At 69.2% G+C, this 19821-nt stretch carries 20 protein-coding genes; 6 read left to right on the top strand and 14 right to left on the bottom strand.

Annotation, left to right across the window (positions count from 1 at the left end):
* The first annotated feature begins 94 nt into the window (after positions 1 to 94).
* Both P3T29_RS06055 and P3T29_RS06060 read left to right on the top strand, forming a co-directional pair.
* Complete coding sequence (locus P3T29_RS06055) at positions 95 to 1156, top strand: SIS domain-containing protein (RefSeq protein ID WP_280715235.1); 1062 nt, start codon at positions 95 to 97, stop codon at positions 1154 to 1156.
* 532 nt (positions 1157 to 1688) lie between these two features.
* The gene (locus tag P3T29_RS06060) at positions 1689 to 3200 is read left to right on the top strand and encodes a PAS domain-containing sensor histidine kinase (protein WP_280715369.1); all 1512 of its coding nucleotides are present in this window, start codon (positions 1689 to 1691) and stop codon (positions 3198 to 3200) included.
* 363 nt (positions 3201 to 3563) lie between these two features.
* Here the strand turns inward: P3T29_RS06060 and P3T29_RS06065 are convergent, their stop codons facing one another.
* Together P3T29_RS06065 and P3T29_RS06070 are read right to left on the bottom strand one after the other, a co-directional pair.
* Positions 3564 to 3815 (bottom strand): WhiB family transcriptional regulator, encoded by a 252-nt coding sequence (locus P3T29_RS06065; protein ID WP_014138019.1) that lies wholly within the window; start codon positions 3813 to 3815, stop codon positions 3564 to 3566.
* A gap of 373 nt (positions 3816 to 4188) precedes the next feature.
* On the bottom strand, positions 4189 to 5160 hold the full coding sequence (locus P3T29_RS06070; protein ID WP_280715236.1) for a diacylglycerol kinase family protein: 972 nt from the start codon (positions 5158 to 5160) through the stop codon (positions 4189 to 4191).
* A 64-nt stretch (positions 5161 to 5224) separates the two neighbouring features.
* On the opposite strand from P3T29_RS06070, the gene P3T29_RS06075 reads away from it, so the two are divergent.
* Positions 5225 to 5629, top strand: coding sequence for a hypothetical protein (locus P3T29_RS06075; RefSeq protein ID WP_280715237.1), 405 nt, complete (start codon positions 5225 to 5227; stop codon positions 5627 to 5629).
* Between the two features lie 68 nt (positions 5630 to 5697).
* Here the strand turns inward: P3T29_RS06075 and P3T29_RS06080 are convergent, their stop codons facing one another.
* The 5 genes from P3T29_RS06080 to sodN all read right to left on the bottom strand — a co-directional run bounded on the left by P3T29_RS06080 (position 5698) and on the right by sodN (position 9171).
* The gene (locus tag P3T29_RS06080) at positions 5698 to 6789 is read right to left on the bottom strand and encodes a SigB/SigF/SigG family RNA polymerase sigma factor (protein WP_280715238.1); all 1092 of its coding nucleotides are present in this window, start codon (positions 6787 to 6789) and stop codon (positions 5698 to 5700) included.
* Positions 6790 to 6905: 116 nt separating this feature from the next.
* Positions 6906 to 7319, bottom strand: coding sequence for an anti-sigma regulatory factor (locus P3T29_RS06085; protein ID WP_280715239.1), 414 nt, complete (start codon positions 7317 to 7319; stop codon positions 6906 to 6908).
* A gap of 271 nt (positions 7320 to 7590) precedes the next feature.
* Positions 7591 to 8064: a GNAT family N-acetyltransferase gene (locus P3T29_RS06090; protein ID WP_280715240.1), complete on the bottom strand. Its 474-nt coding sequence runs from the start codon at positions 8062 to 8064 to the stop codon at positions 7591 to 7593.
* Between the two features lie 123 nt (positions 8065 to 8187).
* Positions 8188 to 8556, bottom strand: coding sequence for a nuclear transport factor 2 family protein (locus P3T29_RS06095; protein WP_280715241.1), 369 nt, complete (start codon positions 8554 to 8556; stop codon positions 8188 to 8190).
* 219 nt (positions 8557 to 8775) lie between these two features.
* Positions 8776 to 9171 carry a superoxide dismutase, Ni gene (gene sodN, locus P3T29_RS06100; protein WP_280715242.1) on the bottom strand — a complete coding sequence of 132 codons (396 nt, stop codon included), beginning with the start codon at positions 9169 to 9171 and terminating at the stop codon, positions 8776 to 8778.
* A gap of 189 nt (positions 9172 to 9360) precedes the next feature.
* Here sodN and sodX point away from each other — a divergent pair, with 189 nt between their 5' ends.
* The gene (sodX, locus tag P3T29_RS06105; protein ID WP_280715243.1) at positions 9361 to 9810 is read left to right on the top strand and encodes a nickel-type superoxide dismutase maturation protease; all 450 of its coding nucleotides are present in this window, start codon (positions 9361 to 9363) and stop codon (positions 9808 to 9810) included.
* Here sodX and P3T29_RS06110 read toward each other — a convergent pair.
* From P3T29_RS06110 to P3T29_RS06125, 4 genes are all read right to left on the bottom strand, one after another.
* A complete protein-coding gene (locus tag P3T29_RS06110; RefSeq protein ID WP_280715244.1) occupies positions 9794 to 10411 on the bottom strand; it encodes a CGNR zinc finger domain-containing protein in 618 nt (205 codons plus the stop codon). The two genes, sodX and P3T29_RS06110, sit on opposite strands and share 17 nt — an antisense overlap.
* 902 nt (positions 10412 to 11313) lie before the next feature.
* Positions 11314 to 12066, bottom strand: coding sequence for an amino acid ABC transporter ATP-binding protein (locus P3T29_RS06115; protein ID WP_280715370.1), 753 nt, complete (start codon positions 12064 to 12066; stop codon positions 11314 to 11316).
* 38 nt (positions 12067 to 12104) lie between these two features.
* On the bottom strand, positions 12105 to 13079 hold the full coding sequence (locus P3T29_RS06120) for an amino acid ABC transporter permease (RefSeq protein WP_280715245.1): 975 nt from the start codon (positions 13077 to 13079) through the stop codon (positions 12105 to 12107).
* Between the two features lie 36 nt (positions 13080 to 13115).
* Positions 13116 to 14036 carry an ABC transporter substrate-binding protein gene (locus P3T29_RS06125; protein ID WP_280715246.1) on the bottom strand — a complete coding sequence of 307 codons (921 nt, stop codon included), beginning with the start codon at positions 14034 to 14036 and terminating at the stop codon, positions 13116 to 13118.
* 955 nt (positions 14037 to 14991) lie between these two features.
* Here P3T29_RS06125 and P3T29_RS06130 point away from each other — a divergent pair.
* Positions 14992 to 16188, top strand: coding sequence for an NADP-dependent malic enzyme (locus tag P3T29_RS06130; protein WP_280715247.1), 1197 nt, complete (start codon positions 14992 to 14994; stop codon positions 16186 to 16188).
* A 152-nt stretch (positions 16189 to 16340) separates the two neighbouring features.
* Positions 16341 to 17303 (top strand): zinc-binding dehydrogenase, encoded by a 963-nt coding sequence (locus tag P3T29_RS06135; protein WP_280715248.1) that lies wholly within the window; start codon positions 16341 to 16343, stop codon positions 17301 to 17303.
* 132 nt (positions 17304 to 17435) lie between these two features.
* On the opposite strand, the gene P3T29_RS06140 is transcribed toward P3T29_RS06135, so the two are convergent.
* The 3 genes from P3T29_RS06140 to P3T29_RS06150 all read right to left on the bottom strand — a co-directional run bounded on the left by P3T29_RS06140 (position 17436) and on the right by P3T29_RS06150 (position 19745).
* Positions 17436 to 18476 (bottom strand): PadR family transcriptional regulator, encoded by a 1041-nt coding sequence (locus P3T29_RS06140; protein ID WP_280715249.1) that lies wholly within the window; start codon positions 18474 to 18476, stop codon positions 17436 to 17438.
* A 1-nt stretch (position 18477) separates the two neighbouring features.
* Positions 18478 to 19386 (bottom strand): DUF4097 family beta strand repeat-containing protein, encoded by a 909-nt coding sequence (locus P3T29_RS06145; RefSeq protein WP_280715250.1) that lies wholly within the window; start codon positions 19384 to 19386, stop codon positions 18478 to 18480.
* A gap of 176 nt (positions 19387 to 19562) precedes the next feature.
* On the bottom strand, positions 19563 to 19745 hold the full coding sequence (locus tag P3T29_RS06150; protein ID WP_280715251.1) for a DUF6104 family protein: 183 nt from the start codon (positions 19743 to 19745) through the stop codon (positions 19563 to 19565).
* Positions 19746 to 19821 lie beyond the last annotated feature (76 nt).

The following is a 19821-nucleotide window of genomic DNA, read 5'->3' on the forward strand; positions in this document are numbered from 1 at the left end:
CCGGAGCGAGTGTGCGGACTCGCCGCCGTAGAGGTCCCCCGACCGGGCAACCGCCTGGAGGGGGTGTAGAACCATCTCATCGGAGGCACATCAGATGTCCGACCCGCAGACCACTTCCTCCGTTCCCGGACGGATCATGGCGGCGGAGATGGCCGAGCAGCCGGCCGTCCTGCAGCGCATCCTCGACGAGGGCGCCCCGAAGATCCGCGAGATCGCCGCCGAGATCGCCGCCCGCAACCCGCGCTTCGTACTGCTCACCGCGCGCGGCACCTCCGACAACGCGGCGCTGTACGCGAAGTACCTGATCGAGGTGCTGCTCGGCAAGCCCGCCGGCCTCACCTCGATGTCCACCACCACGGCGTACGGCGCGAAGCCGGACCTCACCGACGTGCTGGTCATCACCGTCAGCCAGTCGGGCGGCTCGCCCGACCTGGTGGCCTCCACCAAGGCCGCCCGTGAGGCCGGCGCCATCACGCTCGCGGTGACCAACAACCCCGGCTCGCCGCTCGCCGAGGTCTCCGAGTTCCACATCGACGTGCTGGCGGGCCCGGAGAAGGCGCTGCCGGCCACCAAGACCTACACGGCCGAGCTGCTCGCGCTCTACCTGCTGGTCGAGGGCCTGCGCGGCGGTGACGGCGCGGCCGCCAAGGTGCTGCCCGAGCTGGCCGCCGGCGTGTTGGCCCGCCAGGCCGAGGTGAAGGCGCTGGCCGAGCGCTACCGCTTCGCCCAGCGCCTGGTGCTCACCTCACGCGGCTACGGCTACCCGACGGCCCGCGAGGCCGCGCTGAAGCTGATGGAGACCACCTACATCCCGGCCTCCCCGTTCTCCGGCGCCGACCTGCTGCACGGCCCGCTGGCGATGGTGGACAACGTCTCCCCGGTCATCGCCATCGTCCCGGACGGCAAGGGTGGCGAGGCCCTGCAGCCCGTACTGGACCGCCTGCGCGGCCGTGGTGCGGACCTGGTGGTCATCGGCCAGCAGGACCAGGTGGACGCCGCCTCGGCGGGCTTCGCACTGCCGGCCGGGGTCCCCGAGGAGGTCCAGCCGATCCTGGAGATCCTCCCGCTGCAGCAGCTCGCGTACGAGGTCACCATCGCCCGCGGCCAGGACCCGGACGCCCCGCGCGCCCTCGCCAAGGTCACCGAGACCCACTAGGCACACGTTCAGCCACAGCCAGGGGCGCGAGGAACTGCGCGCTGCGGGAAGGCACAGGCCCGTCGCCTTCCGGTTTCGCGCGGTTCCCCGAGCCCCTGCTGGTTACCTGTCAACGAGAAAGGTCCCCTCGTCCGTGTGGACAGGGGGACCTTCTCGTTGAGCGGCCAGGATGGGCCGGAGGGGCACCGGAAACGCACTACGGGCCACGGCGCCGACACGGGACCCTCAGCCCATGCGGCACCGCAGCCCGGAGTTGTCGTCGGGTGCCGGGTCTGCCGGGGGCTGTGCGGGGCTCCCGGTGTTCGGCGACCGACCGAGGAGCTGCCGCGCGCGGTCAGGGCAGATAGCGCGGGCCGGGCTCCTTGGTGCTCAATCATTGTGGACTAGACCAATCTGGGTTGTCCAGGGCTCGTCCAAAATTGGTCTGGACAACATGAGGGAAACCCTTGGCGGCGGCCGGGTGGCCGGCGGGCGGCCGGCGGCCGGGAGGTCCGGTGGGCGCGGCTCCGGTTACGCTCGCCCTGTGCCCTCGCTGAACGAACTCGTCCGCCGCCACACCACCCTCACCGGTGCCGATGTGGAGTGGCTCCACAATCTGGTCTCCGAGTGGCAGCTGCTCTCCGACCTCTCCTTCGCCGACCTGGTGCTCTGGATCCCCACCTGGGACGGCATCCGGTACGTCTCGGTCGCCCAGATGCGCCCGAACACCGGCCCGACCTCGTACCAGGACGACATGGTCGGCCACCTCGTCCCGCGCGGTCGCCGCCCGCTGCTGGACGCCGCCTTCGACGAGGGCCGGATCGTCCGCGAGGGTGACCCGGAGTGGCGCGAGGAGGTGCCGGTACGGGTCGAGTCGATCCCCGTCCGGCGGGAGGGGAAGGTGCTGGGCGTGATCGCCCGCAACACCAACCTGCTCACCGTGCGGACCCCGAGCCGGCTGGAGCTCACCTACCTGCAGAGCGCCTCCGACCTGGCGCAGATGATCGCCGCAGGATCGTTTCCCTACCCCGGCGTCGAGCAGACCGACATGGACGCCGCCCCCCGGGTCGGCGACGGTCTGATCCGCCTCGACGCGGAGGGCATCGTCACCTACGCCAGCCCCAACGCGCTCTCCGCCTACCACCGGCTCGGCCTCACCACGGATCTGGTGGGCAGTCACCTCGGCCGCGCCACCGCCGAGTTGGCACCGCCCTCGCGTGGCGCGGTGCACGAGGCGCTGGTGAAGCTGGCCAGCGGTTGGGCGCCCCGGCAGACCGAGGTGGAGGCCCAGGGGGGAGTGGTGACGCTGCGCGCGATCCCGCTCAAGCCGAAGGGCGTCCTCACCGGCTCGCTGGTACTGGCCCGGGACGTCACGGAGCTGCGCCGCCGCGACCGGGAGTTGATGACCAAGGACGCGACCATCCGGGAGATCCACCACCGGGTGAAGAACAACCTGCAGACCGTCGCGGCGCTGCTGCGGCTGCAGGCCCGCCGGATGGACTCGGCCACCGGGCGAGCCGCGCTGGACGAGGCCGTCCGCCGGGTCGGCTCGATCGCGATCGTGCACGAGACGCTCTCGCAGACCCTGGACGAGCGGGTCGCGTTCGACGAGATCGCCGACCGGGTGCTCGCGATGGTCATGGAGCTGTCCCAGGACGGCAAGGTCGCCACCCGCCGCACCGGCAGCTTCGGCATTCTCGCGGCCGAGGTGGCCACCCCGCTGGCGATGGTGCTGACCGAGCTGCTGCAGAACGCGCTGGAGCACGCCTTCGGTCCGAAGGCGTCGGGCAGCCTGGAGGTCAGTGCGCTGCGCGGCCGGGCGCCGGCCACCGGCATGGGCTGGTCGGACAGTTGGAACGGCGGCGCCAAGCCGGACGAGTACCTGTTGATCACCGTGCAGGACGACGGTCAGGGGATGCCGGAGGGCTTCGACCCGCAGCAGGCCGGCAATCTCGGCCTGCAGATCGTCCGGACCCTCGCCACCAACGAGCTGGGCGGCACCTTCGACATGGTCGCGGCACCGGGCGGTGGCACGAAGGTCGTGCTGGAGATCCCGGTCAGGTAGGTCCGGAGCGGTCCGGTCGAGTCCGGCGGTCGAGTCCGGAAAGAGAAACGAGGCCCTGTCGACCGGGGGGGGTGGGTCGACAGGGCCTCTCAACCCGTTCCGGCCGTCGGGGGGAGTCGGCCGGAACGGGGGCTCATAGGTGGTGCTGTGACGCCCGGTGCGTTGCACACGGTGAGCGCCCTAGGTCCACGATATTGCTCTGTGTGAACAGTATCAAGTGCCAGGGCCGCTCGGCGTCGTCCGAATCTCGCCGAAGCGCGACCCGCTCTGCGGAAGGCTTCGCCTGACTGGCGGCAAAGCCCTTGATCATGGGTTGATCGGGTTGAGCGATTTTATTGTTGATCAGGTGAATCAGGTGGTGAATCAGGCAGTGCGGGCGCGGTTGCGGGCGGCGCGGCGCTTCATCGCACGACGCTCATCCTCGCTCATACCGCCCCAGACGCCGGCGTCCTGACCGGTCTCGAGCGCCCACTGCAGGCACTGCTCCATGACGGGACAGCGGCGGCACACGGCCTTGGCTTCCTCGATCTGCAGCAGAGCAGGGCCGGTGTTCCCGATCGGGAAGAACAGCTCCGGGTCCTCTTCGCGGCAGACAGCGCGGTGGCGCCAGTCCATGTTCCAACTCCTCCGGTCGGCGGGGTGTGGTCCCGGCCGACTCAAATCGATGGTGGGCTTGTGAATGTGAACGCTTTCACGAATCCCCCAACAGCAAAAGGGACCAAAGGCCCATCGGGCCTGGGTGGTCTGTGCTGGAGTGGGGTTCGGGCAGATCAAGGGATGTGCCGCGCCGCATCCATGAGGTTTGAGCCTGCACCGACGCTGCGACGTGTCCCGATCGCCATGTAGAGGTTCGCAAACCTCGGGCTCGGATACAACCCCCTTCGGTGAGGAATTTTTGATTCTTCGGTGTCGCCTAGCTCACAGCCCGTACTTCTATGGGGTGAAGGGGGCTTGTGCGTTCGAGAAGAAGGGGAAGGCCCCCTTCTGGTCACACAATCACACGCAGTGCCCGCCGAACGCCTGTGAAACTGACGCGACTCCTGTCTCCAAGGTGGTCCCCATCGACCTGAAACGGGGCCGGTTCCTGTGAAACCAAGGTGAAGTGCCGGACGTCGTGATAGGAGACAACGTGTTTGCCACGCGGGCCGGGTGTCTCCGCAGGGCCATTAGCAGGAGTGTGCGAGCGCAGAATCTGACGCACCGTTCGAGCCGTCCCGAACGCGGTCATTCGAGTGATGCCGAAGACGTCGAGGTCCGCGTCGAAGGAGGCCGAGGGCGAAGGGACGACCGGGCGGTTGCCCAGGAAGGTCCACGGAGAAGTGTTGGAGACTATGGTCATCACCAGCCCCGGCAGGGGCTCGTGGCCGTTCATTTCAAGGGAGATCGGCCCGAACTTTCGGTGTTCACGCTCAGTGATGTAGTGCCGGAGTGCCTGATTGATGTAGAGCGCGTGAGTTGACTTCCGCCCGGCTTTCCGCTGCTCCTCCACCCGTCCCACCACGCCCGCGTCGAAACCGAGCCCGGCGGTGAAGGTGAACCAGCGGTCCGGCATCCCCTCGCTCATCGCCTTGCCCAGGCTGATGGCCCGCTCCCGGCCGTGCTCCAGCGCGTCCAGCAGCGCGCCGGTCGCCTCCACCGGGTCGTTCGGGAGGCCGAGCGCGCGGGCGAAGACATTGGTGCTGCCACCCGGGACGACCGCCAGCCTGGGCACCCGTTCGGAGGGTCCGTGCGCGAGCAGCCCGTTGACCACCTCGTTGACGGTGCCGTCGCCCCCGAGGGCCACCACCAGGTCCACCGTGCCGTCCGTGGCCGCCCGGCGGGCCAGATCACCCGCATGGCCGCGGTACTCGGTGTGGGCGACCTCCAACTTGAGATCGCTGCGCAGGGCGTGGGTGAGTACGTCGCGGGTGCGGCCACTGGTGGTGGTCGCTTTCGGGTTCACGACCAGGAGAGCGCGCATGGCGATCAGCCTACGGGGCCCTGCCCTGCGTCACCGCGCCGAAGGCGCCGGTTACCCTGCTGGAGTGACCGCAGAGACCAGCTCCCCCGCCCCCGCCAAGCCCGTCCCGCTGCTCGTCGGTGTGACGATCACCGCCCTCGCGGGTGCCGCGCTGACCGGCTGGGGGATCTACGACATGATCACCGGCCCGTTCGGGGACTCGGCGGCGCTCGGCCGCAGCGAGTTCGGCGGGGTGATCCTGCTGCTGATGGGCCTGCTGCCGCTGCTGGCCGGTCGCGCCCTGCTGCGGCTCCGCCGCTGGGGCCGCACCCCGGCGGTGCTGACCAACTCGCTCTTCCTGGCGGTCGCGTATTTCATGTGGACGGGCAGCGGCCTGCTGCCGGCCCTGGCGGTGCCGGTCGCCATGCTCGGCCTCACCGGCGTGGTCAGCCTGCTCAACCCCAGGGTGACCGAAGCGCTGTACAGCTGACAGCAGCCAAAGGCAGGGGCGCGGGGAGCTGCTCGATCGAGCAGCTCCCCGCGCCCCTTGCTGTCCGGCTACTCCTCGACGAGGAGCTTCTCGCGGAGTTGGGCGAGGGTGCGGGCGAGGAGGCGGGACACGTGCATCTGCGAAATACCCACCTCGGTGGCGATCTGAGACTGCGTCATGTTCCGGAAGAACCGCAGCACGAGGATCTTCTGCTCGCGCGGCGGCAGCTGGGCGAGCAGCGGCTTGAGCGACTCGCGGTACTCGACGCCCTCCAGGGCCTCGTCCGTCGTCCCCAGGGTGTCCGCCACGGCCGGCGACTCGTCGTCGCTGTCCGGTACGTCCAGCGAGAGCGTGCTGTACGCGTTGGCGGACTCCAGGCCCTCCAGCACGTCCTCCTCGGAGATCCCGAGGTGCTCGGCCAGCTCGTGCACGGTGGGGGAGCGGCCGTGCCGTTGGGAGAGCTCGCTGGTCGCCGTGGTGAGCGAGAGCCGCAGCTCCTGGAGCCGGCGCGGGACGCGGACGGCCCAGCCCTTGTCCCGGAAGTGCCGCTTGATCTCGCCCACGATGGTCGGCGTGGCGTACGTGGAGAACTCCACCCCGCGCTCGTGGTCGAAGCGGTCCACCGACTTGATCAGACCGATGGTGGCGACCTGGGTCAGGTCGTCCAGCGGCTCGCCCCGGTTGCGGAACCGCCGGGCCAGGTGTTCGACCAGTGGGATGTGCATCCGGACCAGCTGGTTGCGCAGTTCCACCCGTTCGGGTGATCCGTCGGGCAGCCCCGCGAGCCGTACGAACAGCGCCCGCGCCGCCTCGCGGTCCGGTGCGCCGGACCGGTGGGCCTGCGCGGGCACCGCGCCGCGTACCGCCGTGGCGGCGGCCTGCAACTCCTCGGACTCGGCGTCCGAGACCACGGTGCCCGAGGCTACGGTGTCCGGGACAGCCGCGTCCGGGGCGACCGCCTCGGCGGGCGGGACGTCGGAGGGCTGCTGCTCCGGCGTCGGATCGGTCGGCTGGCTCATCCGATGGGCGTCCTTCGGGTGCACGTCGTCTGCGGCGGTTCGGGCGTCCTGCGGTGCGGCGGCGCGCGCCTGGGGAGGTACGGCCAGGTCGGCGGTGGCGGCCGGGCTCCCGGCGACACCTGTGCGGTCCAGATCACTCACGGCGATCACCCGTTCCGTTCCGGGAGCACTTCACATGGGTTGTACCGCGAGGCGGTACGGGGGAGCCGTACGCGCGGCGCACTCTGCGCCGGGCGTACGGCTTCGCGGGTCGGTCCTCAGAACTGGGCGGGTGCTCCGCCGCGCTTCTTGTGCAGACTGATGCTGACCGTTCTGTCCGCGCCGACCGAGGACTCCACCTCGCCGGCCAGTGCCGAGAGCACCGTCCAGGCGAAGGTGTCCCGTTCCGGGGCCCGGCCGTCGGTGGTCGGTGCGGAGACCGTCACCCTGAGCGAGTCCCCGACCAGCCGGAACACGCAGGTCAGGACGGAACCCGGCACAGCCTGCTGAAGCAGGATGGCGCAGGCTTCGTCGACCGCGATCCGGAGATCCTCGATCTCGTCCAGGGTGAAGTCCAACCGGGCCGCGAGACCGGCAGTCGCCGTTCGCAGCACCGAGAGGTAGGCCCCTGCCGCAGGCAGTCGGACCTCCACGAAGTCCTTCACTCCGGGCTCGCCGTCGATCTGGGACACCCTCACCTCCTGGGTGACGCGCGGTGCTTGCGGCGGCTGCGCTTGCTGTGGTGCTGCCGCGGCACTTCCTGTTGCTTGGCTCAACTGCTTCGCCCCAACTGTCCAGAGGGGTGGTGCGGTACGTACCGGTCATACCCACCCGGGAGGGCCGGAACGCCGCGCATCCGCCCGTGACGTTACCGCGATACCCGGTCCGATGTCGCGATCTCCGACCGTCATCACATGAACGGGCGAAACCTGCCCACTCGCCGACCCCGTTCACACACTGCCGTCAGCCGCCCAACGAGGTCAGCGCGTCGTCGGTCAGCCGGAAGACCGTCCACCCGTCCATGGGCGTGGCGCCGAGGGACTTGTAGAACCCGATCGACGGCGTGTTCCAGTCCAGCACGGACCATTCGAGGCGCGAGTACCCGCGTTCCACGCAGATCCGGGCCAGCTCCGTCAGCAGCGCCTTGCCGTGGCCGCCGCCGCGCTCGGACGGGCGGACGTACAGGTCCTCCAGGTAGATCCCGTGGGTGCCGCGCCAGGTCGAGAAGTTCCGGAACCACAGCGCGAAGCCCACCGCCTCGCCGGTGGTGTCGTCCTCGGCGATCAGACCGAAGACGGCGGGGTTCTCTCCGAACAGAACGTCTCGGAGCTGCTCCTCGGTGGCCACTGCCTCGTGCAGGGCCTTCTCGTAGTCCGCGAGTTCGCGGATCATCGAGTGGATGTCGGGGATGTCGGAGATTTCGGCTGTGCGGATCATATGGCGAGCGTACTCGGCGACACCGGGCAGGCGGAAAGGCCGATCGGTCGTGGAGTATTCGTCCCGGGCCGGGTATCCGTCCCGGGCCCGGTGTTAGCCCGGGCTGCTGTTCGCCCCGCGTTGCTATTCGTCCCAGGCCTGGACGGCGGTCTGCTCGATGATCTTCCCGTCCCGCAGGTCCGCCATCGCGCTGCAGAGGACTTTCGTCCCGTCCGGGTATTCGCAGGACTCCATCCACGCCACGTGGTTGCCGTCCACCACGACCTGCTCGAGCTTGTGGGTCATGTCCCGGCTGTAGACGTCCGAGAGGATCGCCGTGATCTCGGTACGGCCGTGCGCCACCATCGGGTGGCTCGGCTGGCTCCGGTGGTCGATCATCCGCATCTCGGCGTCGTCCGCGTAGAGGGCCAGCAGCGTGCTCGCCTTGCTTGCCTCGATGCCCTCGCGCAGGGCCTCGGTGTCGAAGGCGGTCGGTGCCGCCATGGTGCTCATGATGGTCTCCTTCGCTCGCGCCGACGAGCCGGACCGGAGCGGTTCGACCCGCAAGTCGAGCGTACGCCGCATGGCACGGGAAATATATCCGGGAATTCCTCCCCGGAGGCCCTTCCGCAGTTGTCCGTGTACGTCCGTACCCGAGGGCGGTATCGGGAAACACGACCGCCCCCGGACCCTTGCGGGCCCGGGGGCGGTCGGTGCAGGTCTGAGACGGACTCAGGCCTTCTTGGTCTCCCAGAAGATCGAGTCGATCTCGGCGATCAGGTCGAGCAGCGCCTGGCCGGTGGCCGGGTCGTTCGACGCCTTGGCGGCCGAGGCGGCCTTGCCGGCGTTGTTGAACAGGCCGTGCAGCTGCGGGTACTTCTCGAAGTGCGGGGCCTTGAAGTAGTCCGTGTGCAGCACGGAGAGGTGGTGCTTGACCAGCTCGGCGCGCTCCTCCTTGATGACGATGGCGCGGGTACGGAACGCCGCGTCCTCGTTGGCCTGGTACTTCTCCTGAGTGGCCTTCACCGACTCGGCCTCGATGCGAGCCTGAGCGGGGTCGTAGACGCCGCAGGGCAGGTCACAGTGGGCGTGCGCGGTGGCTCGCGGTGCAAACAGACGAGAGAACATTGGGAGTCCTTCCTTAGATCGTCTTCCCGGGCCTGAGATTACCCGTACGACCGCCGCGTTTCGCTGCGGGGCGGGGGGACTAGGGCAAAAGACGGACCCCGAACCGGCGCATAACGGACGGGGGTGCCCGTCCGGGCCACACTGGGTCCGGTCATGCTGGGGACCGGACTTGAGAGAAGGGCCGCAGGGATGAGCGCGGAGCGCGAGGGTGGCGGTGGGCACGGCGGGGCGCTGCCGTTCGGGGTGGTCGACGTGGCGGGGCCGTCGATGGTTCCGACCCTGTACGAGGGGGATCTGGTGCTGGTGCGGTACGGCTGCCGGATCAGGCCCGGGGCTGTGGTGCTGTTCCGGCATCCGCTGCGGCAGGACCTGCTGGTGGTCAAGCGGGCCGAGGGGCGGCGGGGACGGGGGTGGTGGTTGCTGTCGGACAATCACTTTGTCGACAGTGACAGTCGGGAGTACGGCGCGGTGCCCGACGACCTCGTGCTCGGCCGGGTGCTGCTGCGGCTGCGCCCCCGACCGGTCTGGCTGGCCCCGGCGCCCTGGCTGGAGCGCGCGCTGACGACCGGCCCGCTCTCCCGGCTGCCCCGGCTCGCAGCCCGGCTCGGGGTGCGGCGGCGGCTCAGCCCCGAGCTGTGAGGGCGACGGCGGCCGTGCCGGCCTGCTGCGCGCGCTCGGTCGCCTCCAGCCGTTTGCGGGCCCGGTACGCGGCGACGTTCGCCCGGGTCGCGCAGCGGTCGGAGCAGTAGCGCCGGGAGCGGTTGGTGGAGGTGTCCAGGTAGGCGTTCCGGCACGGCGTGGCCTGGCAGATGCCGAGCCGGTCGGCCCCCAGCTCGGTGAGGTGTATGGCCAGGCCCATACAGGCGACGGCGGCGAAGTTGGCGGCCGCCGTGGGCGCGTTGTCGGCCAGGTGCAGGTGCCAGCGCGGGCGCCCCGCCTCGTCCAGGTAGTCGTGCCCGGACACCAGCGGGCTGACGGGGTACTCCACCATCAGGCTGTTGAGCAGATCCACCCCGCGCACCTCGTCCCCCTCGGCGGCGGCCTCGAAAACCCCGCGCAGCCGCACCCGCACCGCCCGCAGCCGGGGCAGGTCGGACTCGTCGGCCAGCGCGGCGGCCCGCGAGGGCGCACCGAACAGGGCGCGTACGGCGTCCACCGAGACCAGCGCGTCGGTGCCACGCTCGGGCTCCTCGCTGTTCACCAGCCGGACGGCGAAGTCGGCGTACGAAGCGAGCTCCACGGGTGGTCCTTCCAAGAGCTGTAACGGGTGAGCTGCTCCTAGGGTATTACACGGGTGGCATGGACGGCGCTGGGTTGCTTACGGCTTCTTCTGCCGCACGGCGTCGACGTTTTCAGCCGCGTTCACGGCAGTGATTTGAACTACTCCTTCACCGATTATTCCATTTTGGGCTAATTCTAAAAGTCCACCCTTGCCCGGATCGCCCCGATTCTGGATTGGCTTGATATTCCATCGCCAAGGAGTTGACCGCTGTTGTCGGCCTATAGATAATTAGTATGCAGAAGCTCGCATTTCTGAAATTTGTCGCTGGCGTCATCGCTGCACAATTTCAGTGCATTGCTCTCTATTTGGAGGATGGCTCGTGAAGCTCAGGTCAGCTGTAACCGCCGGGTTGGTGGCCGTTGGTGCGGCCGTTACTATTCCAGTGTCGGCAGGAGTTGCTTCGGCGGATCCGTCATGCATCATTCAGCATTCGGAGTCGATGAGCAGTGGATACTTTTTCATCACTGTCACCAGCAATCCCTGCAGTCAGCCCATCAGGGCAATTGTGCAGTGTCATGACTGGTGGGGCGGGTGGATCAACCGGGGGGAGAACGTCATCGTGGGTACGTCTCAGTCCGATGGTTGCGGCAGCTCCGTCATGACGGATCAAGGCTACGACAGGTTTGTAAACGGCTCCTGGTTGGCATACTGGGATTGATGTCGGACCTCCTGGAGCATCCTCCGGATGATTGCGGAGTTCGAGGTGAAGCCCGGAGTTCCGGCGATGCAACTGCCAGCTGATATATAGATGCCGCTGACCCCGATTCGGCGGGGTCAGCGGCATCTATTCTCTGTGGTCATTTCAGAAAGCGCGTGCTGCTCGCTGTCATTTCGACAGCGGATTGACCATCGGATTCGACTTACAACACCTTGGAGAGGAAGGCCCTGGTCCGCTCGTGCTGTGGGTTGCCGAGTACCTCGCGCGGGCTGCCGGATTCGACCACGACGCCGCCGTCCATGAAGACCAGGGCGTCGCCGACCTCGCGGGCGAAGCCCATCTCGTGGGTGACGACGATCATGGTCATGCCCTCGTGGGCCAGGCCGCGCATGACGTCCAGTACCTCGCCGACCAGCTCGGGGTCGAGCGCCGAGGTGGGCTCGTCGAAGAGCATCAGCTTCGGCTGCATGGCCAGGGCGCGGGCGATCGCCACGCGCTGCTGCTGGCCGCCGGAGAGCTGTGAGGGGTAGCTGCCGGCCTTCTCGGCCAGCCCGACCCGCTCCAGCAGGGCCATGCCCCGCTCCCTGGCGGCGGACTTGCTCTCGCCCTTCACCTGCACCGGCGCCTCGATGATGTTCTCAAGGGCGGTCATGTGCGGGAACAGGTTGAAGTGCTGGAAGACCATGCCGATGTCGCGCCGCTTGAGCGCCACCTCGCGGTCCTTCAGCTCGTAGAGCCGGTCGCCCTTCTGCCGGTAGCCGACCAGGTCGCCGTCGACCGACAGCCGGCCGGCGTTGATCTTCTCCAGGTGGTTGATGCACCGGAGGAAGGTGGACTTGCCGGAGCCGGACGGGCCGACCAGGACGAACACCTCGCCCTGATTGACCTCCAGGGTGATGCCCTTGAGCACCTCGACCGCGCCGAACGACTTGTGCACGGCCTCGGCCTTGACCATCGGAGTGGTCCGGTCGGTCGGCGTCTTCGTCAGATCACTCACTGGTGTCCGCCTCCCTCAAGGCCGGGGACGACGTCGGGCCCGGCAGCGGGCTTGGGGCGCCCGCGGAAGAGGCCGGCCAGCCGCTGCAACGGGGTCGGGGGCAGGATCCGGTTGGCCCCGCGCGCGTAGTGCCGCTCGATGTAGTACTGGACGACCGTCAGGATCGAGGTCAGCAGCAGATACCAGATGCTCACGGTGACGAGCAGCGGGATGGTTTCGAACGTGCGGGAGTAGATGTTCTGCCCGGCCCGGAGCAGTTCCTCAAGCGAGATCGCCGAGACCAGCGAGGTGGTCTTCAGCATTGAGATGGTCTCGTTGCCGGTCGGCGGGATGATCACTCGCATCGCCTGCGGCAGGACGATCCGCCGCATGGTGCTGGACTGGCTCATCCCCAACGCGTGGGCGGCCTCGGTCTGCCCCGGCGAGACGGACTGGATGCCGCCTCGGACGATCTCGGCCATGTAGGCGGCCTCGTTGAGACCGAGGCCGAGCAGGGCTGCCATGAAGAGCGGGATTACCTGGTTGGTCGGCTCGGACCAGAAGGACGGGCCGAACGGGATGCCGATCGAGAGCTTCGTCCAGAGGGCGCCCAGGAAGTTCCAGAAGAGCAGCTGGACCAGGATCGGGGTGCCGCGGAACACCCAGATGTAGAACCAGGCGGTGCTGGACAGCACCGGATTCGAGGAGAGCCGCATGATCGCCAGCAGGGTGCCGCCCGCCACGCCGATCAGCATGGAGAGCGCGGTCAGCTCAAGGGTGACGCCGAGGCCGTGCAGGATCGAGGAGTCGAAGAGGTACTTGCCGACGACGTCCCAGTGGAATTGCGCGTTGGTGATGAGAGCGTGGAGCAGCATCGCCGCGAGGACGGCGACGACGACGGCTCCGGCCCAGCGTCCGGGGTGGCGGACCGGGACGGCCTTGATGGCCTCAGGCCGTCCCGGGTTCACCGCGCCCTGATCGAGAGAGTTCACTGTGTGGCCTCAGGGGTCGGTTAGGAAAGAAACAGGTCAGCTGGTGGCGCCGTCGACAACGGACTTGTCGACCGCTCCGGCCTGCACGCCCCACTGCTCCAGGATGGCCTTGTACGTACCGTCGGCCATCAGCGCCGTGATGGCGCCCTGGACGGCCTTGGTGAGGTCCGTGCCCTTGGGGAGGACCACGCCGTAGGGGGCGGTGTCCGTGACCGAACCGATCTTCTGCAGCTGGCCGTTGGTCTGCTTGACCGCGTAGTCGATGACCGGCGAGTCGGCCAGCATCACCTGGTCGCGGCCGGAGATCAGTGCGGTGGTGACGTCCGTCTGCAGATCGAACTTGTCGCCGTCGTTCGGGACGGTCGGCTTGCCGGCCTTGGTGCACGCCGGGTTGATGGTGCTCTTGATCGTGTCGGCCTGGGTGGTGCCGGTCTGGACCGCGACCTTCTTGCCGCAAAGGTCGGTGGCGTCGATCTTGTCGGGGTTGCCCGCCTTGACCGCCGTGCTGGTGCCCGCCGAGAAGTAGGTCACCATGTCGACGGTGGCCTCACGGTCCTTCGTGTCCGTGAAGGAACTCATGCTCATGTTGTACTTCTTCGCCGTGATGCCCGGGATGATCGAGTCGAACTTGGCATCCTGCACCTCGGCGGTCAGGCCGAGCTTCTGCGCGATCGCCTTCGCCAGGTCCACGTCCATGCCGACGATGTTGCCGCTGGCGTCCTTGAACTCGTTCGGGGCGTACGAGGCGTCGGTCGCGACGATCAGCTTGCCGCCCGACTTCACGTCAGCCGGGACCAGCGAGGCCAGCGACGGGTCGGCCGTGACGGTTTTGACCGAGGCGCTGGCACTCGGCGAGCTCGAGCTGGAGGAACTGCTGCAGGCGGTGAGGGCCAGCGAGGTGGTCGCGAGCACGACGGCGGCGGCGGTGAGGCGGGAGCGCGAGGTACGGGCGGTCATTGGGGGGATCTCCTCCTGGGAGAGGTCGGGCGGAGTGCGCTGCGGGTGAGCAGCGCACCGGGTCCAAGGGGCCCGCACTACGTCGTACGGAGCCGAGCCGGTCGTCGGGTGGTGCAGGTCGTGCAGGGTGGTGCCGTCGCCACCCTCCGCCGAGGTGGACGAGCGATCGAACTGCCTCGACCGGTGGGCTGTCGCGATCCGAGATGGGGGGAATCCTGCCATCCGGTGCCGGTGGACGGACCCATATTCAGATCAAAATCGGATAACGGGGGCTCGGGGTATCCGCTATCCGGACGAATCCCGAGCCTCTGTCATCCTACGTATAAGTATGCAGATCACTGGCCGTCCGTTCGGGAGGCCCGCCCGTCGGGAACGGCGGAGTGCGACAGGCGGGTGAAGGGGCGCGGCGGGTGAAGCGGCGCTGGGGCCGGGCGGCGGGTGTGTCAGAATCTGGTATCGGGTGACCCCCGACCAGAGCCCAGACCGCCGAGTTCCGACAGGGCTCGGGGCGCGCAGGACCGGAAGCCGGACACGCCGGCTCTGGATCCGGGCCGCGCCGACTCCCCTTCGCGTCTGTGCTCACTCCTGCGAGCGCGTGTGCCCGCTTCTCGTTGTCACCGAGGTCCGCCCGGTACTCCGGTATCAGCGGCAGTCAAGCGGTGTTCGAGGGGTGAAGTGCACGTTAAGAGGACAAAAAGGCATAGGTGCGATGCCTTCGTCCGATCTAGGCTCACTCATCCCGATACCGACCGATCCAGGCACCGATCGGATGGGACCAGGAAGACCGGAAGCACAGCGCAGAACACCTAAACCCTCACTCGAGGGCGCCGCCCGACGGCAGTGCCCCGACCCGGCTCCGGGTGCGCCTCGGCGTACCCGGCCTCCCGCATCGGCGGGCCTGGTCGGACCGCCGTCGGTACGTGCGCTCTCGCTGATCAATGACGAAGAGGTCATCGTGGCAGCGGAGATCATCCACCCGAACACCCAGGACACCGTCGACCCGGTCGACGCCGTCTTCGCGCTCCACCGCGGCGGCAAGATGGAGATCCGCGCGACGGTGCCGGTGCGCGACGCGGACGACCTGTCCCTCGCGTACACACCCGGTGTCGCGCGGGTCTGCACCGCGATCGCCGAGCAGCCGGAGCTGGTCAACGACTACACCTGGAAGTCCAACGTGGTCGCGGTCGTCACCGACGGCACCGCCGTCCTCGGCCTCGGCGACATCGGCCCGGAGGCGTCGCTGCCCGTCATGGAGGGCAAGGCGATCCTGTTCAAGCAGTTCGGCGGCGTGGACGCGGTGCCGATCGCGCTGGCCTGTACCGACGTCGACGAGATCATCGAGACGGTCGTCCGGATCGCCCCGTCCTTCGGTGGAGTGAACCTGGAGGACATCTCGGCGCCGCGCTGCTTCGAGATCGAGCGCCGGCTCCAGGAGGCGCTGGACATCCCGATCTTCCACGACGACCAGCACGGTACCGCCATCGTCTCCACCGCCGCACTGTGGAACGCCGCGAAGGTGACCGGCCGTGAGATCGGCGACCTGCGCGCCGTCATCTCTGGCGCGGGCGCGGCCGGCATCGCGATCGCCAAGATGCTGGTCGCCGCCGGCATCGGCGACGTCTCGGTCTGTGACCGCAAGGGCGTCGTGTACGAGGGCCGGGGCGACCTCACGGACGTCAAGGCCGAGATCGCCGCGATCACCAACCGGACCGGGCTGAAGGGCTCGCTGGCCGACGCGCTGGCCGGCGCGGACGTCTTCATCGGCGTCTCCGGCGGCACCGTGCCGGAGGAGGCGGTGGCCACCATGGCGAAGGACTGCTTCATCTTCGCGATGGCCAACCCCAACCCGGAGATCCACCCCGAGATCGCGCACAAGTACGCCGCCGTGGTGGCCACCGGCCGGTCGGACTTCCCGAACCAGATCAACAACGTGCTGGCCTTCCCCGGCATCTTCGCCGGTGCGCTCCAGGTCCGCGCCACCCGGATCACCGAGGGCATGAAGCTGGCCGCCGCCCAGGCACTGGCCGCAGTGGTCGCCGACGAGCTGACGCCGCAGAAGGTCATCCCCTCCCCCTTCGACGAGCGGGTCGCCCCGGCCGTCACCAAGGCCGTCGCCGAAGCGGCGCGAGCCGAAGGCGTCGCCCAGCGGTAGAGCCTGACCGCTTACGGCAACCACAGCAGGGGCGCGGGGCTCTGTCAGATCAACTGACAGAGCCCCGCGCCCCTGTCTGTCAGGCCCGACGCGTTTCAGGTCACACCGTGGCGTGGTTCCCGGACGGGCCGTCCCGCCGCTAGGGTCCGAGCATGTTCGCCGCCTACGCCGCACGCATCGATGCCGACGACCCGCTGAGTGCCCTGGAGTTGGGGGAGCTCCCCGAGCCGGAGGCCCGTCCGGGCTGGAGTGTGGTGACGGTCCGGGCCGCCACGCTCAACCATCACGACCTCTGGTCGCTGCGCGGGGTGGGCCTGCCCGCTGAGCGGCTGCCGATGATCCTCGGCTGCGACGCCGCCGGTGTCGACGAGCACGGCAACGAGGTGGTCATCCACTCCGTGATCGGGCAGAGCGGCCACGGCGTCGGGCCGGACGAGCCGCGTTCGATCCTGACCGAGCGTTACCAGGGCACCTTCGCGGAGCGGGTCGCGGTGCCGACCTGGAACCTGCTGCCCAAGCCCGCCGAGCTCTCCTTCGCCGAGGCCGCCTGCCTGCCCACCGCGTGGCTGACGGCCTATCGGATGCTCTTCACCAAGGCGGGTGTGAAGCCCGGCGACACCGTCCTGGTCCAGGGTGCCGGGGGTGGCGTCGCGACCGCCCTGGTGGTGCTCGGGAAGGCGGCCGGCCTGCGGGTCTGGGTCACCGGCCGGGACGAGCTGAAGCGGGCCCGGGCCGTCGACCTCGGCGCCGACGCGGCCTTCGAGAGCGGCGCCCGGTTGCCCGAACGGGTCGACGCGGTGCTGGAGACCGTCGGCGCGGCGACCTGGTCGCACTCCGTCAAGTCGCTCAAGCCTGGGGGCACCATCGTGATCTCCGGTGCCACCTCCGGGGCCAACCCGAAGGCCACCGAGCTCAACCGGATCTTCTTCCTGGAGCTGAAGGTGGTCGGCTCGACGATGGGCACCAAGGAGGAGCTGGCGGGCCTGCTCGCCCTCTGCGCCAACTCCGGCGTGCGCCCGGTGATCGACTCCGTCCTCCCGCTCACCGAGGCCCGGGACGGCTTCGCCCGGCTGGCCAAGGGCGAGGTCTTCGGCAAGATCGTCCTGACGCCCTGACCGTTCTGCTGCCTGGCTCGCCCTGACGCCCTGGCACCCTGACCGTCCCGTGCGTCGGGGGCGGACAGGGCGTCAGGGGCGGACAGGGCGTCAGGGCGCGGCTTCCCACGCCCCTGACGACTGTCCGGCCGATCAGCCCAGGATCCCGCGCAGGCGCTCCGCCACGGCGGCGAGCGCGGACCGGGACTGCGTCAGCTGGTCGGCCGTCACGCCGCCGCTGTCGCGGGCGGCGTCCCGGACCTGGTCGCGGAAGCGGTCGAGCAGGCGCTCCAGTTCGCGGGCCGGGTCGGCGGCGGGGTCGGTCACCGTCCAGGCGGGGAGGTCGACGGGGGGCGCGTCCTGCGGGGCTCCGTCCTCCTTGTCGAGGTTGATCCGGTCGGTCCGGTCGGTCCGGTCCGCCGGAGCGGTCGAGGCGGTCGGCTGGCCCCACTTCGCGGCGTCCGCCAGACCGGCCAGGCCCTTCGTCAGTTCGGAGAGGCCCTCGGCCAGTCCGGTGGACCAGTCGCCGCGTGCCGCGTGCTCACGGACCTGCTGCTCCACCCGGCGCTTGATCCGCAGTGCCTCCTGCTGGGCGGCGCCCCGGGAGGCCCGGGCCTGCTCGCGGAGCCGGCGGGCCTCCTCCTCGGCGGCCTTCGCCTGGGCCTTGGCGGCCCGCTCCTGCTCCTTCGCCCGCCTGGCCTGCTCCTTGGCATGCACCTTGAACTGGGTGAACTCCTCCTTGGCGCGCTGCCAGGCCTCCTTGTCCCCCCAGGGCCCGGCCCACGGGTCGCCGTGGCCCTCGGAGTGCGGCTTGGGCGCTGCCGCTCCCCAGAGTTCGTCGCGGAGGTCCTGCGCGCTGTCCCGGACGTCCTCGCGGATCGCCCCGGCCAGCTGCGCCACCGAGTCCCGGATCTCGATCTCCAGTTCGGCCAGCTCGCCCTGGCGGTCCGCCAGCTCGGTGCGGCCCGCGTCGGTGAGCCGGTAGACCTTGCGGCCGCCCTCGCTGCTGTGGGCGACCAGGCCCTCCTTCTCCAGCTTCGCCAACCGGGGGTAGACGGTGCCCGCCGAGGGCGCGTACAGCCCCTCGAAGCGCTCCTCCAGTAGACGGATCACCTCGTAGCCGTGGCGTGGGGCCTCGTCGAGCAGCTTCAGCAGGTACAGGCGCAGGCGCCCGTGGCCGAAGACCGGAGTCATGTCAGGCCTCCTTGATCTCGTCGGAAGGGGCCTCCGGGGCGGCCGGGAGTTCCTTGACGAAGCTGGGCTTGTCGTCCTCGGGCTCCGGGCGGCGCTGCACCGTCACCGCGCCGGAGACGGTGGTGACCTGGAGCTTGCCGGTACCCGAGCCGAGCTCGCCGGAGAGCCGCTTGGCGCCCCAGCTGCCGCCGACCGTCAGCTCCTCGAAGGCGCTGGAGATGTCGCCGCTGGTGGTGCCCGCCTCGACCTTGGTGTCGGCGAAGGAGGGCAGCCGGACGCCGACCGAGCCGCTCACCGTGGTGACGTTGATGTCGGCGGCGGTCTCGACGTCGAGGTCGAGGGTGACGGCGCCGCTGACGGACTTGGCGAGTACCTTGTCGGCGGTGCCCGCGACCACCGTCAGGTGGCCCGAGACGCTGTTGACGCGCAGCTCGCCGGAGACCGACTGGACGTCCACGTTGCCCGACACGGAGTTGGCGTCGGTACGGCCGGAGAGTCCGACCAGGGTGATCCCGCCGCTTGCGCCGTGCACGCCGACCCGCCCCGAGATGCCGGAGACGGTGACGTCGGCGGAGATCGTGCCGACCTTGACCTCCGAGCCGGCCGGGACGGCCAGCGAGACCGTGGCCGTGCGCTTGCGGCGCAGCGAGGCGAAGAAGTACTTGACCGACTGCACGGACTTGACCGACTCGCTGAACTCGCCCCAGCTGAGGTCCCGGTAGGCGACCGTCAGCACGCCGTCCTCCAGGGTGACGAGCAGTGGCTCGCCGTCCAGCTCCGTCACCTCCAGCCGGGCCGGGCCGTCGGTGGCGACGACGTTGACCTCGCCGCCGATGATCCGCACGTGAAGCGTGCCGACCGGCTCGTCGATGTTGATCTTCTCTGGTCCGCTGACCGTCCACTGGGTCATGACTGTTCCCGCCTCCCGTTGCGATTCGCGATGTATCGCGTCTCCCTGAACAACACGATATATCGCGTGCTGTGGAAGTCAAGCGCCCATTCGGGAGGAGACGCGTGACACGCAGGAAGGGCCCGGGAGGCAACTGCCTCCCGGGCCCTTCACGTCGTACGGCGTACCTCGGACTCTCAGTCCTCGTCGTCCTCGTCGTCGAGCCGGGCCAGCCAGGTGGCCAGCCGCTCGACCGGGATCTCGAAGTCCGGGTTGAGGTCGACGAACTCGCGCAGGCGCTCGGCCAGCCACTCGAAGGTGACCTCCTCGTCGCCGCGCCGGCTCTCCAGCTCCTCGATGCCGCGGTCGGTGAAGTACACGGTGAGTTCTCCGAAGTCAGACGATGTTTCGACCCGATCAGAATAGTGCGCCGGAGGCCCGGCCCCCGCGTGAGCG

Source organism: Kitasatospora sp. MAP5-34, from assembly GCF_029894335.1.
In the GTDB taxonomy this organism is placed as follows: Bacteria; Actinomycetota; Actinomycetes; order Streptomycetales; family Streptomycetaceae; genus Kitasatospora.

Coding starts and splice junctions, on each gene's coding strand:
- P3T29_RS06070 (WP_280715236.1), bottom strand. CDS start 5,160: ATGCGCGCTCTCCTGGTCGTGAACCCGAAAGCGACCACCACCAGTGGC.
- P3T29_RS06065 (WP_014138019.1), bottom strand. CDS start 3,815: ATGGACTGGCGCCACCGCGCTGTCTGCCGCGAAGAGGACCCGGAGCTG.
- sodX (WP_280715243.1), top strand. CDS start 9,361: ATGAGCGCGGAGCGCGAGGGTGGCGGTGGGCACGGCGGGGCGCTGCCG.
- P3T29_RS06140 (WP_280715249.1), bottom strand. CDS start 18,476: ATGACTCCGGTCTTCGGCCACGGGCGCCTGCGCCTGTACCTGCTGAAG.
- P3T29_RS06055 (WP_280715235.1), top strand. CDS start 95: ATGTCCGACCCGCAGACCACTTCCTCCGTTCCCGGACGGATCATGGCG.
- P3T29_RS06145 (WP_280715250.1), bottom strand. CDS start 19,386: ATGACCCAGTGGACGGTCAGCGGACCAGAGAAGATCAACATCGACGAG.
- sodN (WP_280715242.1), bottom strand. CDS start 9,171: ATGTTCTCTCGTCTGTTTGCACCGCGAGCCACCGCGCACGCCCACTGT.
- P3T29_RS06115 (WP_280715370.1), bottom strand. CDS start 12,066: ATGGTCAAGGCCGAGGCCGTGCACAAGTCGTTCGGCGCGGTCGAGGTG.
- P3T29_RS06135 (WP_280715248.1), top strand. CDS start 16,341: ATGTTCGCCGCCTACGCCGCACGCATCGATGCCGACGACCCGCTGAGT.
- P3T29_RS06095 (WP_280715241.1), bottom strand. CDS start 8,556: ATGAGCACCATGGCGGCACCGACCGCCTTCGACACCGAGGCCCTGCGC.
- P3T29_RS06090 (WP_280715240.1), bottom strand. CDS start 8,064: ATGATCCGCACAGCCGAAATCTCCGACATCCCCGACATCCACTCGATG.
- P3T29_RS06125 (WP_280715246.1), bottom strand. CDS start 14,036: ATGACCGCCCGTACCTCGCGCTCCCGCCTCACCGCCGCCGCCGTCGTG.